Raw genomic sequence first — 15,793 nt, forward strand, 5'->3', positions numbered from 1 at the left:
TTGTATTTGTAATTTAAAGTCGGCTCAACAGCTTAAAAAAACGGGTTCATAACTTAAGTTGAAAACTTGCGATCATGTACGACTATTAAATCAGTGGATTATAAAAATAAGAGAATAGGAATCATGGTGTGTATCAACTCTTTTGGTAGGGAAATGATTGGTGACAATGTCACGTTGTCAGCATTCGATCATTTCAGCATGGTATGTAAGAAGCGCTTTCGTCAGTCGGTTGAGCAGGATTTATTTCGCATCTTGCTGCTCTTTTCAGAAGAAGGGAAGCCCATTGGCTATTGCTCATACTGGACGGACATTGTCGAGAGCGGGCGCTTTTACAATCGTCCGGTTTATTTCTATCAAATTCATTATGTTTTCATTCAGCCTGAGTTTCGAGGTAGAGGCTTGTCTACGCTGATGGCGAAGCGCATTGTCTGCACCATGCTTGAAGAACTTAGGGAAAGAAACGATGTTGGTGCCATTTGTGACAAGTCGGTATATACCAGCAACGAAGGCAGGGCGTTTGGAAGGCACGTGATTCAGTCACTTTATGGTGTAAAGCAACTGCCTTCAGTTTAAAACGACCTGTATTAACTCATCTTTTTTAAATCTCAGGAAAGTCCGTAGAAAAGATGTCTTTTGAGGCATAAGAAATGTGGCGTTCTACCTTCGAATACTGTTAGCATCTGGAACTCATACAATAAGATCTAGAGAAAGAGATGAAAGCAGAAGTTAAATGGGTCGATGGTTTCAAATTTATCGGAACCTCTGAATCCGGTCACTCAATGGTTATGGACGGCAGTGGTGGAAAACACGCTCCGAGTCCTATGGAAGCAGTACTTATGGCATCTGGCGGGTGCAGTTCTGTAGATGTCATTGATGGTCTAAAAAGTGCAAATCAAAACGTTACCGACTGCATCGCTGAGCTGACGACTGAGCGTCGCGATGAGGCACCAAAGCTATTTACGAAAATTCATATCCATTTCAAAGTAACAGGTCATGAGCTGGACGAAAACCTGGTTGAAAAAGTTGTGTTCGACTCGCTGCAAAAATACTGCTCCGTATGCTTAATGCTAGGTGCTGGCGTTGAAATGTCGCACAGTTACGAAGTAATCCGTGCTTAAACGGTACTCAAGATAAATCAATGAATGCGAGCCCCAAGGGTTCGCATTTTGTTTTAGTTATACCCAAGTAATCTCAAGGTGTCTGGTTCAGCGAGAATTAACTGGCTTTCAGACAAGACACCGATTTGAAGATCTAGTGGGTCTAAATCAAAAATCGGTAACGCAGTATGGAAGCCAGTTAAACTCGCCCTTGGGAGCCCATATTCAGTACCATTTCATCGTTAAAGAACTAGAAAAGGACAGGTCAGTCCGCTGCGTTCTTGATTCTGAAGCAGAGAGGCTTTAACTGGAACAGAATATGAGGCTCTGAATCCTGCATCTTGAGGTCACTTGGGTATATTACATGCATCAAATTCTAATCGTTGTTTTAGGAAAACGCCTGGTAGATAACAGGTTAACTCTGGAATCGAAAAGCCGTGTCGATGCGGCAATTGAATTCTTAAAATCTTTATCACCAGACTCATACTCCAATGTAGTGCTGGGGTTTTGTGGAGGTGTAACACCGGGTAATACAGCATCTGAAGCGGCTGAAATGCATCAATACTTCAATCAAGTTGCCAAAGAAAAGCCATTCTGCTTACCCGACGACATTCTTATCGAAAACCAGTCGACCAGTACGGTTGAAAACATCAGTATGCTCGCCAAGGTTCTAGTTGACCGAAAGGTGTACAATTCTGGCTCGAGAGTTCGGCTGGTGCTTGTTTCTAACGATTACCACCTCGAAAGAATCTTTGAAATTCAAAAGCTCATTGATGAACAAGGGCTTTTAGGTGTCTTGAAGAAAAGATGCGAAGCGTCAGGTATCCACCTCACGATCCCTTGTGATCTGTCTCAGCACGCAACACCGCCTTATCCTTACAACTCGATAGAGAGTCAGCTTTTCTTAAGCATTGAAAAGCTAACGACGTACCGTGTATTTCTGGAAGGTGCGTATTATGGTGCCATTCTCCGTCCGATAGAACAGGTTAGGGAAACACCTTTGCAATTGGCGAAAGAAGCACTCAATACAGCAAGGACACTTTTGACGACAGAGCTTGAGAACGCTCACATAGTGAGCTCAGTGCTTGATTTAGTAGAACAATGCATTGCCAAAACGGAGAAAAGTTTGGACAGTGTGACGATAAGAGAAGTGTTAGGCGTGTTGGACGTTAACCTCAGCATGCTAAACAGAATGTTGGATCCTGAGCTTGCAGAATTTGACCGCTGGTGGAAGTGTTAGCACTGTTTTTTGAAATGTTGGGCTCTGAGGACAGAGCCCCTATGATGTTGTTAGGAGTGGTCCTTTGGTGAGTGGTGTCTAAAGTATTCCCACTCTTCAATGCGAGTACCGTCCTCAAACACACAGATACCGATTTGACCGCTTGCCGTGTCTTCAATCTCAACCTTACCACCGCTTTTTTCACAGAAGACTGAAGCAGGGTTAGCCATTCCTAAGGAAGACTCCGCTGTTGTCTCTTTTCCAGAGCCCTGTTGGCGAAAGAACTCCCACTCTTCAATTTCAGTACCATCTTTCATTACACAAATACCAACCTGACCTTGTTTTGAGTCTTTGAATCGGATTTTTCCCCCTTGCTCAATGCAGTACATAGACGCAGGGTTTGCCATCGATAACTTGGTGTATTCGGAGGTTTTGCTGGATGCGTCAGCACAGCCAGACAAGAACATAACTGCACTCAGAGCACCAATTAGAGCGGACTTATGCATTTTGAACTCCTAAAAATTTGATAATAAATGGTAATTTTCCATAAATGTAATCGCAGTAGCGGAAAAAGCCGATGAAGAGGTCTATATTAACAGTGATATTTAGATTCAAAATCAGCGGTCACTGACAGGCTCATCGCTCAGAGTGCTTGGTTAAAACACCCACTCCATTGCGAACTGAACTATATACCAGTCTACTAGGGTTTTGAAATAGGTATTATGTCAAATTAATGTAAGTTTGACGTTGGTGAATGTTCAACAACAGGCAAGGAAAGCAATAATGTCTGAAAAAAAATTTCGGCTTGTTACCCGTAGTGACTTTGATGGGCTTGTATGTGCAGTGCTGCTTAAGAAGTTAGATTTGATTGATGATATCAAATTCGTACACCCGAAGGACATGCAAGACGGGATAGTGGAAATATCAAGCAACGATATCGTAACTAACTTGCCTTATGTTCATAGCGCGCATCTGGTTTTTGATCATCACTTGTCAGAAACACTGCGTAATTCAGGGGACCGTCCAAACCACATTATCGATCCGAATGCACCTTCTGCAGCTCGGGTTGTCTGGGAACACTATGGCGGCGAGAAAGCCTTCCCACCAGAGTGGGACGACATGATGATTGCCGTCGATAAAGGCGACTCTGCTCAGTTTACTCGCGACGAAGTACTAGACGCCCAAGGCTGGAACCTTCTGAACTTCCTGATGGATGCTCGTACAGGGTTGGGACGCTTTAGAGAATTCAGAATTTCAAACTACAACCTGATGATGGATCTTATTGATTACTGTAAGAACCACACCATCGAAGAAATTCTGGCATTGCCAGACGTGAAAGAGCGCATCGATTTGTATCGTGAGCATAACGTTAAGTTTCAGGATCAGATTCAGCGATGCGCAACCATTCACAAGAATCTGGTGCTACTTGATCTTACAAACGAAGACGTCATTTATGCCGGTAACCGTTTCTTAATCTACGCGCTTTATCCGCAGTGTAATATCTCGATTCATAAAATGTGGGGTTTCCAGAAGCAAAACATTGTTTTCGCAACAGGTAAATCCATTTTTGATCGTGGCTCAAAAACCAATGTTGGTGAATTGATGCTGAAATACGGCGGCGGTGGTCACCAGGCAGCAGGTACCTGTCAGATTACCATCGACAGCGCTGACGCAGTTCAACAAGAATTGATCGAAACCATTAATGCTGACGGTTAATTTCCGGCGAACCGAATGCCTTTAAGCTAACTGGATACATGAAAAGCTCTGCAACTGGCGGAGCTTTTCTTTTTCTAATAGGTCGTTATACTTCTCGCTCCTTATCCAAACCGCAGCAGTATATGAGACACCTCAAAACAACCGTTCATCCAGAAATTGGACATCTCGACGATAAGAAGATTGTTAACCGAAATGCCGCAAGAGCAATTGTGCTGAAAGGAGACGACATTCTTATGCTCTATACCGAGCGGTATCACGACTACACCATACCCGGTGGCGGTCTGGATGACGGTGAAGACATCATCGCAGGCATGATACGTGAACTTGAAGAGGAAACGGGTGCTCAGAACATTCGGGATATCAAGCCATTTGGCATCTATGAAGAGTTCCGTCCGTGGTACAAAGACGATGCTGATGTCATACATATGATCTCTTATTGCTATACGTGCAACATTGATAGTGAGTTGGGTGATACTCGCTACGAAGATTACGAAATTAAAAACGGAATGAAGGCAGTTTGGATTAACATTCACGACGCCATTGCTCACAATGAAAAAACCATGGCGGAAAGTGATAAGAAAGGTATGAGCATTGAGAGGGAAACCTTTCTTCTTCACTTGATAGCAAAAGAAAAGCTTTAAAAAAACGCTGCTAAATGCAGCGCTTTTTGTTCAAACTTAGGCAACCAAATCTTCAGATTCTTTGATAGGAATACGGATCTCGAACAGAGAATGCCCCTTATGGCTGATTTTCCCTTCTAAAGAAAATGAGACCAGATTTTCAGCAATGTTTAACCCTAAACCCGTGTGCCCTTTAATTCTGGCGGTTGAATAGAAAGGGGAGAACACCTGTTTACTGTGAGTTTCGCTGATCCCTTTTCCGGTATCCTGATACTGAATGTACAGGTCATCTCTTAAGTACAGGGAAATACTTATTGATCGAACCGTATCGGAATCGTGAAAGGCGTGCGCAATGCTGTTGTCCACGAGTTCAGATAAGACCTGAACCAGTGCATTTGCCCGATAACTGGTTTCAAATCCCTTTGGAAGATTGTTATCGAGTGTCAGAGATATTCCCTGCTTGGTGCAGTCTGAGTGGCGAAAGTCCATGAAGGTTTTAATTGTCTCTACTGGGGAACCAAAGGTCGCACTTTCATTGGTTGCTGCTACGTTACTGACTTCTAGACAGCTTTCAATAAGGTCTTTAACCCGTTGTATGTTGTTTTTGAGCATTTCGGAGGTCTCATCCGATTCTCCTTTTCCCAGCATGGCGAGCTTTTGCTCCAACATATCGACACACATAACGCAGTTACCTAAGGGCGTGTTCACCTCATGAGCAATGCCTTGCATCATAGTGTTCAGGGCAGACAGTTTGTTTTTCTCCTGAGTAATATCGTGAACTTTTCTCAGTTCATTCATCTGTATTCTTAGTCTTTCTGCATAACTGTCAGACAACGCTTTTTCCTTTTTGAATCGCTGCACTACGTGGTTATACGCCTCTGCAATTATGGCCAGATCGGAAAGCGGTTCGACTTGAAGTTTTGTCGGGGATTCCTCATTCACCAGCGAATGAGACTGAAGCTGTTCAATCATGTCATGGTACTGGTTGGTAATTTGGTGCTCTGAGAAATCCAGCCCTAATTCTTCGTACTCTTTTGAGACTCGCAGTGGAGAAAGATGGTTGATAACAAAGAAAATCCCGCCACTGATTACAAAACCCAGAACGACGTAGGTGATAGAGCCTCCCAACTGAGCCAAAAATTGTAACGGCAGAGTGAGCCCAGAATTCAGGAGAGATTTGTCTCCAAAGAAAGAAATAGCGATAAGCCCGAAAATGCCCGCAAACAGATGAACGGGAATCGCGTCTACAGGATCATCGACTTTCCATTCTTCCAGATAATATTTGCCAACCAATCCTACTGAAGCACCCATCGCAGAAACAATGACACTTTCCAGAGTGTTGAAATAGATACACCCTGCAGTTATCGATACAAGCGCGCTCAGCACACCAACAGTCACCCACTGTATATTGGTGTGTTTGAGGAAGAAATACGAAGCGACAAATCCAACTGTTCCGCCGACGCTGCCAGCGAGAAAGGTTTTCATGATGATGCTAGGAACAGTTTGATCGTAATAGATATTGCTCCCGCCATTAAACCCCATCCAACCAAGCCAGAGCAGCATAAGCCCCGCAGTCGCCATTGCCGGGCTGCTTCCGCTGATATGACGGTGAGTGCCATCGAAACGATTGGGGCGGGGACCCAAAATGAGAGTGAGGGCTAATGCGGTTGCCCCGCCGAAAACGTGAACAACAGCGCCACCTGCAAAGTCACGAAATCCTAGTTCATACAACCAGCCGAGATTATTCGGGTCGATTAAGCTTCCCCAAGTCCAATGCGCACCAATCGGATAAACAATGCCACCGCAAATAGCGGCGATCAGAAGGTATTTAGAAAAAGCGAGTCGCTCCGCTGTTGCACCAGAAATTATGGTGACTGAAGTGGCAGCGAAAAGGGATTGGAAGATGAGAAAACTCACGGGAAAGCCAACTGATATATCAGGTGCAAAAAGATCGGTGCCCATCAAACCATTGGAAGTTGCACCAAACGCCAGTCCGTACCCAATGAGCCAAAAAAAGAAGGTTACTAAGATCAAATCGGCTAAGTTTTTCGCAGCCACATTAACATGGTTTTTATGACGGGTTACCCCGGATTCTAAAAGTAAAAAGCCTGCTTGCATGAAAAATAAGAAAATTCCGCAAACCGTAAGCCACATATTCTGTTCTGACATTGTTTCACACCACTTATAGCTAGGGCTAATAACAGTGTAGAACATGTGGGATAAGCGACAACATTGGACTTTGTTGAGCCTTTCATTCAATCGTGTGACATGTGTTCATCTGAATGAATTTTAGAAGTATTTCTCTGTTCAAAATCAAAATATACATGTATAAATATACAGTAGTTTTGTTTTTTGGAGATTGGATATGAAACTGAGTGATAGAAGAGCCCATTTTTCTTTATATAGATTGGCTTATGTAGTGCTAAGCCTCTCAGTAACCTTGTTTCTTGGTATCTGCACATTAATTCTAGTTGGCGAGCTGAACCAGCAGATGTGGAGTCAGAGCGTGCTTATGTTGTTCTATGCCGTATGGTCTGTTTATTACTGGAACAGTTTTCGTAGGAGCTTTAAGCTACTGACATCTATGGCTTGGTTTGATGACTTTGTGTATCTGGTTTGTCGTAAAATTCTGGTGAGCGCCAATGTATGTACTATTGCCATGTTACTGTGGGTAAAAGGAATGAGCGACTCGGCAAGCAGTCACCTGACACAGGTTTTGGTTGTAAGCGTTTCGATGTTGCTCGTGTCTTTTTCAGTTTCTAAGCTGACTTCAAACAGCCGTACGTCGAGCAGCAAAGAACGATTTGAACACATGATGAGAGCTGTGAAATAAGCTATTATCGCTCGACCATGTTGTCCTGATGTATCTACAAAATGTCTCACGTAAAACCCATCGCAGTCCGACTGACTCGCGGTCAAGATCTGAAAAGTGCCATATCGTCCATTGTTAAAGCCGAGCAGATTCAAGCAGGTTCCATTGCTTCATGTGTCGGTAGTCTATCTACGGTTTTTCTGCGTTTAGCGGGAGCCAGCGAATATTTAAGACTTTCCGAACCTTTGGAAATCGTCTCTGTCATGGGAACAGTCACACCCGAACATCAACATATCCATATTTCGGTATCAAAGCAGAGTGGGGAAGTGATAGGTGGGCATTTGATGGAAGGTGCGTGCATCGATACTACTGCTGAGCTCATTCTTCATAGCTATGAACGGCTCACATTCTCACGTGAGTACGATAGGAATACTGGTTTCTCCGAATTGGTGGTGGCTGACCGAGATTAATCCTGCTCTGCGTTACAGGGTGACACTTTCTCGAATTTAGTAATGGCTCCATTGCTATAAAACGACTCAAAATGTGCTGTCTGTACAATCCTTTGGATCAATCTGGGAGCAAAAAGTGCATAGCATACTTCTTCTGGTTTTCTGGCACGCACAGAAAAATAGGTAACACCATCAGAGCCCGATTGTTTCAAGTCTCTGGCGATTTGCTGCCCCGCAGAATAATGACTTTTACTATAAACATCGTGTTCCATGGGAAGCGAGGTTAGATCTTTAAGTTTTGCCGTAAACTGGCACTCAAGCCCACGATAGGTAATGACTTCAAAAGGGCAGTTCTCAATATTGTTCAAGTAACGTACCTGATGGTAGGACACTTCACTGATCGCGGTTTCCATATTTTCAGCACAATAGTAAGCACCAAATTGCGCGTCGTTAAAACGACCACCATCTCCACTGATATGGACAAAAGGCGCGACCGCATAACTGCAACCTGCAATTCCAAATGGAATCTCTGAAGGGTCAACCAGAGTAAGGTTACCTAATTCGTTTTGAATTCGTGGGTTGGTCAATTCCTGAATGGCATAAAGCGCCGCAAACTCTTCTTCGTCGGCAACATCATCAAATAATGCAATAGGGGGGTACTTAGAAGGAATCAACCGAAATGCAACTTCGTTCGTAAACTCTTTATCTTTGCATTCCTTCACTGCCAGTGTCCTCCGCGTAAAGCATTCACTCGGTGATAAACGTCATACAGCGAACCAAAATTCCCACCTTCAATCACATCTATTGGTGCTCTGCCTTCAAAAAAGGTGTTGTGGTTTTGACTGGTCATAAAGCCATAAACCAGTTCTGGGTTGTTAAACACGGTTCTCAAAACCCCGTGTATATTCAGAACCAGGCTGATTCTTTCAAGCAAATCATTACTGACCGCCAATGAAAACGGATCGGACTTCGCTTTAAAGAACTGGCTTTTTTTAAGCCCGAGAATACTCATCATTTGCTGATTGGTTAATGACCATTTTTCTAAGATATTGAGCGCGGCTTTTAACCCGGTAGATCGGGTTTTCTTTTCATCGGTTGAAACGGACTCAATATTAAAAGAGCTATTTGACTGGACCATAACGACTGCCTCGAACATCTTCAATAATCCAAAAATAAATCATTATTGATATAAAGTCCAATTATGGACTAATTTTGCGACAAAGAACAAATTTGGAAAAGGCAGGCAGCATTGAGTTGGGGATAATCAATCCACTTCTATTTCATTTACTCGGCTTTGAAATGGATTGGTTGGTATTCGATGTTTTGATGATTAAAGCGATTTTATAACGGGACAATAAACGAAAAAAGCCGCTGGAAATTCCAGCGGCTTTCTAAAATGTGGCGGAGAGATAGGGATTTGAACCCTAGATACGCTATTAACGTATGCCGGTTTTCAAGACCGGTGCTTTCAACCACTCAGCCATCTCTCCGTTGTGAGGCAGATATTATGGAAATAGCGAATTCGTGTAAAGAGAAAAATTAACTTTTTCAGACTGTTTGCCGTCTATTTAGTCAGTTAGCCGCGTTATTGTTCACTTAATTTATATATGACTGAAAAATGACATAAATATATAGCTGAGACCTAAAATTATACAAAAGCGGAAAATAGGTTAATCCTTCAATAAAATAATGTTTTATTACTTATCTTATTGGTTTAATTAGATTAATAGAGTTTCAGACAACACTTGTTCGCCCGAAAGTATTTGCCAGTTCTATTATTCTCATTCAAAATTACCGTTAAGAACTCTTATGCGAGTTGTTGTGTAATAAGGTTTTATATGAAAGTTGTTGATATTCTCAAACACAAAAGTGAGTCACTGGCTAAAAAGCATCATTTCGAATTTCGCGAGTTGATGTCTCCGATGCTGCGCGAATACTGGAGTGATATTGTTAATAGGGCGCATGCGCAACATCTTTTCCCGTGGGTTAAAGATCACAACACTCCGGCGATAAATGAAGACTCTCCAGAAGTTGTTAAACAGCAGGTCGTTTTATCTGAAGAAGGTGAAAAGCTCTATGGTGAATTGCAGCTTTTGATCGGAGAGGAAATTCATGTTGGTGACTGGTTGACTATCGATCAGGATAGAATCAATGCTTTTGGTATCGTAACTGAAGACATGCAGTGGATTCATACCGATCCTGAACGTGCCGCTGAAGAGTCACCTTTTAAAACACCGATTGCTCACGGTTTCCTGACTCTTTCTATGCTTTCTCGCCTGACTGACAGTGTCGATCCAGAAAAGCCTCAGTTTCCTACTGCGAAGATGACGGTTAACGTTGGTCTTAATCAGGTCAGATTCCCGTATCCGGTTAAAGCTGGTAATCGCATTCGTGCAAGAAGCACATTACTCAAAGTTACGCCAGTAGCAAAAGGTCTTGAAATTGAGCGTGAGATTAAGGTCGAGATTGAGGGAATTCGCCGACCAGGGTGTGTGGTTGTTTCTGTGATTAGGCTTGTTATATAAGCAACACTGCCAATCAGTGATTTAATAGCTAGTGTTATAAATAAGGGAAGTGTGAGAACACTTCCCTTATTTCTTTTCTCCAAAATCCCGCTCAGTCATGAACAACCGATAGTTGCGCGAAAGCGTCCTCAATAATCTGAATTAGCAAATGCTTGTATATTTCGACTAAAGGCGGGGCAATGACGTTTTTACGCCTTACGACGCCAATCTTCCTAACGTAGTCAAAATCCTTTATCTGAAACCAGGTTAAGTCGTAACGAGTAAAGTCACCAACGCTTCCTTCCGGGCTTAAACTTAGCATCTGTTTGTCTCGCACGTATGTGCCAAGTATATCGGGGTTATTGGTAACCACTCGAAACCTTGGAAAAGGGGACTGCTTTGAGAAGAAAAAAGACTCCAGAGCGGTTCTGGCTACCTCGCTTCTTTCGGGGGCTACCCAGTCGTGATTCTTAAGATCATCGATTGAAACATGACGATTCGCAAACGGATGACTTTTATGGCAAAGCCCTAATATCTTGTCTTCTGCGACTAGGGTAGTTTCAAAGTTTTCGTCTTCGACCAATTGATTAACCATACCAACATATATATCGATCCGGTTTTCGATTAAAGCATGCCTTAACCCTTCGGCGTAGTCGGTAATAACCGCAAAATCTGCTCCAGAGTACTTTTCTTCTAGCTGAACCATTGCCTTTTCGGCGTATGAAATAAAAGCCAGACCCGAGCCAATTCTAACTTTGCCAGCCGAGCCTGATGCAAGAGTGGATATGTCTTGTTTTGACTGTTCGAAATCCAGCAAAATCCGCCTGGCGTGAAACTCCATGGCGTGACCAAACACAGTTGGAACCAATCCGCGAGGGTGCCTCTCAAAAAACTTAACGCCATACTCTTCTTCCAGAACAGAAATGCTCTTGGATAACGCTGGCTGGCTCAGGTTGACGCTTTCGGCTGCCTTGAGTAATGAACGTTGCTCCATGGCAGCCAGAAAATGCTGGAGTCTTCTGGAAGTTAGCATGCTTTTACCCCTCCAATACGGTTAAGGCTCAGCCCAAGGTATAACCAAAAGTTTGAGTAATCAAATTAAAAGAAGATTGTTTTTTGTACAATTTTAAAAAATGATAAGTATTCACGTACACGGATTGTATGAGAGGAAAAAATGAGTAATGGAATACTTAAAAAAGCGATTACCCGTTTAGTGAAATTCGCTTCCCTTGGCACTGTGGTTTTCATGATTGGGAATGTGGCTATGGTGCAGGCTAAAGAAGTCCCGGTTAATGTGGTGATCAATCAGTCACCCTGGTTGGCTGGGTTCTCAGCCATCGCCGATCTTTATGAAGAAGAAACAGGGAATGAGATTAACCTAGACGTTAACCCTTATGCCGGGAGTCTGGAAAAGCAACGAAATGCTGTTAGGTCATCAGAAAGTGAGTTTGATTTACTGATAATAAACGGAATATTCTATCCAGAAATGTATCACGGAGGCTTTCTCGAACCACTGAAAAATATCGATCCTGATTTTGAGTTGGATTCTCAAATTTATGAGTACGGTGGCACCCCTTGGTTTAACCGTGAAACTAAGGCTATGGGCAAAGAAACCGGTGAGCTGTTAACCGTTCCAGTTAACCCAAACATCACTCTGATGTTTTATCGAAAAGATCTTTATGAAGAGAGAGGGTGGTCTGCCCCAACCACATTTAGTGAACTAAAAGAAAATGCCAAAAAACTACACAACCCCAAAAAGATGTACGGTATTGCTCAGCGTGCCGGACGTGGAACCGTGTCCATTACGTGGGATTTCTTCCCTTACATTGAAGGGTTTGGCGGTTCGTATTTTAGAGATGCGCTAAACGGTGATTACTTTGTCACAATTAACAGCGAAGAGGGAAGACAAGCGCTTCAGGCATACATCGATCTTGCTAACGAAGTGGGGCCTCCTAATTCAGCCAATCTGACGCAAGGTGACCTGATTCAACTCTTGGTAACGGGAAAACTTGCACATACCGTTCTTCCTGCTGCCGCCTGGGCTCAAATGGACAACCCGAATAAATCGGCCGTTGTTGGAAAAATTGGATACGCAACATTACCTTCAGCACCGGGCAATCCTTCAACCCCAGCATTAGGTCACTGGCTCGGTGGGATTCCTAAGAACCTGCCTGATGCCAACAAACGAGCTGCGCTCGCATTTCTGAATTGGTTCCAAAGACCGGATACACAAATTAGATACGCGGTATTGGGGGGTGCTCCAGTTAGTGCCGCGGCTTACGAATCGAAGTTTGCTGAGCAGCCTGAAAACCGATATATGCAAGCAATGCGCGTTGCGTCTCCACTCGCAAAAGGTATGTGGACTATTCCTGAAGGCGCTGAATTGGCAGCAATCATGGAATTAGGGCTAAATCGTACCGTAGCAGGCGAAATCACCGTTGTTGAGGCTTTGAATTCTATGGCCGCAGATCTAGAAAAAGTGTTGAAAAAAGCAGGCTACAAGACAGGTCGTCTACCAGACTTGACTGAGTGACCGTTTTTTCTTTGTGAGCCGCTTACCCGGCTCACTTAGCTTCTTCAAAACTTTTTGCGGGTATCCAATGTTTAGCAATTTCAATATCAGCTCTAGAGGGAGAGTGTATTCTCTTGCCCCTGCACTGTTGATCTTTCTGTTTCTGGCGCTGTTGCCAATTGCCAACCTTTTTCTGACCAGTTTTTTCGATGTTTCATGGAAAGATGGCGAAAAAGTTACCTCTTGGGTGGGGCTTTCTAACTTCGCTGCAATGCCAGGTGACCCATTATTTGTGGCGGGTATCAAGAACACACTTATTCTGGTTGTGACTGCGACAAGCGCTCAGGTGTTTCTTGGGCTTATTTTAGCTCTCTTATGTTCAAAGGTTGGGAAGCGAAGCCAAACTTATCGCGCTCTGCTAATTTTGCCGATTCTTATTCCTGGAATTGTCATTGGTGCAATATGGCGCCTGATGTACAACTCTGAATTTGGGATCATAAACACCATTCTCGAATTTGTTGGAATTCCTGGTCATGACTGGTTGGGGTCAACCTATACAGCCTTGGCTTCGGTGATTGTTGTTGATATCTGGCACTGGACTCCTTTTTCTTTTCTTCTTCTGCTGGCGGCGATTGAGTCTTTGCCCATTGATGTTTCCGAAGCCGCAAAGGTTGACGGCGCTACCTCATGGCAGGAGCTGTGGTACATCACTTTGCCGCTGTTAATGCCCGCTATTGTGATGACATTTCTATTTAGAGCGGTTATCGCATTCAAAGTATTTGATGAAGTGTACCTGTTGACATCCGGTGGGCCAGGAACCTCGACAGAAGTCATAAGCTTCACTATTTTTCAGCGATTTTTCCTTCAGGATAAGGTTGGATATGGCTCGGCAATTTCGGTTTCGCTGGTGTTCTTTGTTTCCATCGTCATTGTGATTGCGCTTAATGCCCGTAAAGAAAAGGAGATGACCCAATGAGACCCCGTAGAGGCAACAACAATCGTCATCTCAGCCGCGACATCTGTCTGCATGGTTTTCTTTTGCTGGCGGTCGCACTGACGCTTGCCCCCTTTGTTTACATTGCCCTGTCTTCACTTAAGACACAAATATCGCTGTTGATGGGAGACGTCCTGTTCACACCTACCTTGCATAATTATCAGGAGGTCTTGTTTGACCGAACTTCTGACTATACTCGAAATTTCATTAATAGCGTGGTCGTAACATCTGTTACCACGCTCATTGTCATCATTATTGCGTTTTTCGCTGGTTACTCGCTGTTCAGAATGAACTGGCCTAAGTCGGTCATCAACGTATTTCTAGTCTGGTCTATGGCGTTCAACCTTATGCCAACAGTATCTCTGGCAAGTGGCTGGTATGAGATGTTCAGAAATATTGGTATTAGCAACGACTATCTAGCTGTCATTCTGGCTCACGTAACCCTTCATTTGCCTATTGCCTTATGGTTAATGGCGTCTTTTTTTCGGGAAATTCCCAAGGAACTAGAAGAAGCCGCCTACGTAGACGGTGCCGGATTTCTAACTCTGATTACTCGTGTAATCGCGCCAATTATGGCTCCCGGTCTGGTTGCTACAACAATTTTAATTTATGTATTCAGTTGGAATGAGTTCCCGGTTGCGCTTGCTCTAACCAATAACGAAACGGGTACGGTTCCTGTCGCGATCGCAAAATACGCGCAAGAAGAGGAAATCAAATATACACAAATGGCGGCGGCGTCAGTGCTTTCAGCCATCCCGGCATTAATTGCGCTTCTATTTGGTCAACGGTTTATCGTGCGTGGGTTAACGGCAGGAGCGGTCAAGTGAGTCACACGAAAGTTCATGGTATTCATTTCGACCAACTCAGCGACTGGACCGCAGGGACACAAGTGCACGCTGGAGCACGCCTGATATCGCTACAGGATGGACGAGAAAGAGGAGTGCGTGTTGTAGAAATGCGCTCTGGGAGTGGTCTTGAAATTGAGGTGATTGTCGACGGAAACGGCGATCTGGGTCGATTGACTTATCAAGGTAAGACTTTGTCCTGGCATACTCCTCAAGGTCTTTGCTCGCCTTGGCAAATGAACCCTGAATCCAGTAACGGGCAAGGTTTCTTACAAGGGGTTGGAGGGCTTCTTAATACCTGCGGTCTCGATCATATCAGGCAACCTGATACTGAAACTCGATTCAATGTTGATTCAGATAAGCACTACAACGCCGTTTACCCATTGCATGGTGGTGGGGCTTTTCAGCCAGCGATTCTTCGTGGCTACGGCGTGGTTGAGGACGTTGATGTCCCCTATGTGTATTGCGAGACGGAGTTTACACAAACAATCCCGCTTGTGACTACTTTAAAACTCCAACGTCGAATAGAGATGGAAATCGGTAGAAACAAAATTACGCTTTCAGACAAAGTGATCAACGTTGGTCGTCACGCCTCAAGCCATATGATGCTTTACCACTTTAATCTTGGATTGCCCCTGATTGCGCCCGGTTCACATATTGATATCCCGAATCGCCAGTTAATCTGGCAGTCCTTCGAACATAACCCATTAGCGGCATATTCGCCCCCAGAACCCAACAGCTTAGACAAGCTGTCCATCTTCAAAAATATGGGTCATAAAGCCAAAGCTGCCGTGATTAGTCCAGAGCTAGGGCTCTTCTTATCTATTGATTATGACTCAGTTGAGCTTCCTTATTGCCAGGTATTGCGAATGGACGCGCCTGGGCATTATGGGGTTGGTATAGAACCTTGTACGACTGGGTACAGAAACCGAAAAGAGGCATTCGACAAAGGCGAGATGGCGATTTTAGAGCGGGGAGAAAGTAGGACTTACAGCATAAGTCTGACATTGGAACACATTTAAATC

Annotated in this window: 17 protein-coding genes and 1 tRNA gene; 12 read left to right on the forward strand and 6 right to left on the reverse strand. The window is 43.9% G+C overall.

From position 1 onward, the window contains the following. Positions 1-153 precede the first annotated feature (153 nt). The 3 genes from QMG91_RS23145 to QMG91_RS23155 all read left to right on the forward strand — a co-directional run bounded on the left by QMG91_RS23145 (position 154) and on the right by QMG91_RS23155 (position 2,337). The gene (locus QMG91_RS23145; RefSeq protein ID WP_038147243.1) at positions 154-573 is read left to right on the forward strand and encodes a GNAT family N-acetyltransferase; all 420 of its coding nucleotides are present in this window, start codon (positions 154-156) and stop codon (positions 571-573) included. Between the two features lie 140 nt (positions 574-713). Then, positions 714-1,118 carry an OsmC family protein gene (locus QMG91_RS23150; RefSeq protein ID WP_004407800.1) on the forward strand — a complete coding sequence of 135 codons (405 nt, stop codon included), beginning with the start codon at positions 714-716 and terminating at the stop codon, positions 1,116-1,118. 343 nt (positions 1,119-1,461) lie between these two features. Then, on the forward strand, positions 1,462-2,337 hold the full coding sequence (locus QMG91_RS23155; RefSeq protein ID WP_281832593.1) for a YdcF family protein: 876 nt from the start codon (positions 1,462-1,464) through the stop codon (positions 2,335-2,337). Positions 2,338-2,387: 50 nt separating this feature from the next. On the opposite strand, the gene QMG91_RS23160 is transcribed toward QMG91_RS23155, so the two are convergent. After that, positions 2,388-2,822, reverse strand: a complete 435-nt coding sequence (locus QMG91_RS23160) for a DUF333 domain-containing protein (protein ID WP_281832595.1) — start codon at positions 2,820-2,822, stop codon at positions 2,388-2,390. Positions 2,823-3,099: 277 nt separating this feature from the next. Between QMG91_RS23160 and QMG91_RS23165 the strand changes: the two genes are divergently transcribed. Continuing rightward, complete coding sequence (locus QMG91_RS23165; protein WP_022561367.1) at positions 3,100-4,032, forward strand: exopolyphosphatase-like protein; 933 nt, start codon at positions 3,100-3,102, stop codon at positions 4,030-4,032. A gap of 122 nt (positions 4,033-4,154) precedes the next feature. After that, complete coding sequence (locus tag QMG91_RS23170; protein WP_281832598.1) at positions 4,155-4,673, forward strand: NUDIX hydrolase; 519 nt, start codon at positions 4,155-4,157, stop codon at positions 4,671-4,673. A gap of 36 nt (positions 4,674-4,709) precedes the next feature. On the opposite strand, the gene QMG91_RS23175 is transcribed toward QMG91_RS23170, so the two are convergent. Continuing rightward, complete coding sequence (locus QMG91_RS23175) at positions 4,710-6,821, reverse strand: ATP-binding protein (protein WP_281832601.1); 2,112 nt, start codon at positions 6,819-6,821, stop codon at positions 4,710-4,712. A 196-nt stretch (positions 6,822-7,017) separates the two neighbouring features. Here QMG91_RS23175 and QMG91_RS23180 point away from each other — a divergent pair, with 196 nt between their 5' ends. Then, complete coding sequence (locus QMG91_RS23180) at positions 7,018-7,485, forward strand: hypothetical protein (protein ID WP_022589042.1); 468 nt, start codon at positions 7,018-7,020, stop codon at positions 7,483-7,485. Positions 7,486-7,526: 41 nt separating this feature from the next. Then, complete coding sequence (locus QMG91_RS23185) at positions 7,527-7,934, forward strand: PPC domain-containing DNA-binding protein (protein ID WP_281832604.1); 408 nt, start codon at positions 7,527-7,529, stop codon at positions 7,932-7,934. On the opposite strand, the gene QMG91_RS23190 is transcribed toward QMG91_RS23185, so the two are convergent. The 3 genes from QMG91_RS23190 to QMG91_RS23200 form a co-directional block, all read right to left on the reverse strand. Next, positions 7,931-8,635 carry an RES family NAD+ phosphorylase gene (locus tag QMG91_RS23190; RefSeq protein WP_022594106.1) on the reverse strand — a complete coding sequence of 235 codons (705 nt, stop codon included), beginning with the start codon at positions 8,633-8,635 and terminating at the stop codon, positions 7,931-7,933. The two genes, QMG91_RS23185 and QMG91_RS23190, sit on opposite strands and share 4 nt — an antisense overlap. Next, positions 8,632-9,051, reverse strand: a complete 420-nt coding sequence (locus QMG91_RS23195) for an antitoxin Xre-like helix-turn-helix domain-containing protein (RefSeq protein ID WP_022561371.1) — start codon at positions 9,049-9,051, stop codon at positions 8,632-8,634. Before QMG91_RS23195 ends, QMG91_RS23190 begins: the two co-directional genes overlap by 4 nt. A gap of 261 nt (positions 9,052-9,312) precedes the next feature. Beyond that, positions 9,313-9,403 (reverse strand) — tRNA-Ser (locus QMG91_RS23200). A 348-nt stretch (positions 9,404-9,751) separates the two neighbouring features. Here QMG91_RS23200 and QMG91_RS23205 point away from each other — a divergent pair. Then, positions 9,752-10,438 (forward strand): MaoC family dehydratase, encoded by a 687-nt coding sequence (locus QMG91_RS23205; protein WP_004400926.1) that lies wholly within the window; start codon positions 9,752-9,754, stop codon positions 10,436-10,438. Between the two features lie 91 nt (positions 10,439-10,529). Here QMG91_RS23205 and QMG91_RS23210 read toward each other — a convergent pair whose 3' ends face one another. Next, positions 10,530-11,450, reverse strand: coding sequence for a LysR family transcriptional regulator (locus tag QMG91_RS23210; protein WP_281832609.1), 921 nt, complete (start codon positions 11,448-11,450; stop codon positions 10,530-10,532). Between the two features lie 141 nt (positions 11,451-11,591). On the opposite strand from QMG91_RS23210, the gene QMG91_RS23215 reads away from it, so the two are divergent. The 4 genes from QMG91_RS23215 (at position 11,592) to QMG91_RS23230 (ending at position 15,790) form a co-directional block, all read left to right on the forward strand. Continuing rightward, entirely contained in the window at positions 11,592-12,950 is a 1,359-nt protein-coding gene (locus QMG91_RS23215; protein WP_281832612.1) for an ABC transporter substrate-binding protein, read from the forward strand. A gap of 103 nt (positions 12,951-13,053) precedes the next feature. Then, the gene (locus QMG91_RS23220) at positions 13,054-13,905 is read left to right on the forward strand and encodes a carbohydrate ABC transporter permease (RefSeq protein WP_281832617.1); all 852 of its coding nucleotides are present in this window, start codon (positions 13,054-13,056) and stop codon (positions 13,903-13,905) included. Beyond that, positions 13,902-14,750: a carbohydrate ABC transporter permease gene (locus QMG91_RS23225; RefSeq protein ID WP_281832620.1), complete on the forward strand. Its 849-nt coding sequence runs from the start codon at positions 13,902-13,904 to the stop codon at positions 14,748-14,750. Before QMG91_RS23220 ends, QMG91_RS23225 begins: the two co-directional genes overlap by 4 nt. Beyond that, positions 14,747-15,790, forward strand: a complete 1,044-nt coding sequence (locus QMG91_RS23230) for a DUF4432 family protein (RefSeq protein WP_281832623.1) — start codon at positions 14,747-14,749, stop codon at positions 15,788-15,790. The genes QMG91_RS23225 and QMG91_RS23230 overlap by 4 nt, the downstream gene beginning before the upstream one ends. The last annotated feature ends 3 nt before the right edge of the window (positions 15,791-15,793 follow it).

The sequence above is a fragment of the Vibrio nigripulchritudo genome (assembly GCF_027924785.1).
Taxonomy (GTDB): Bacteria; Pseudomonadota; Gammaproteobacteria; order Enterobacterales; family Vibrionaceae; genus Vibrio; species Vibrio nigripulchritudo.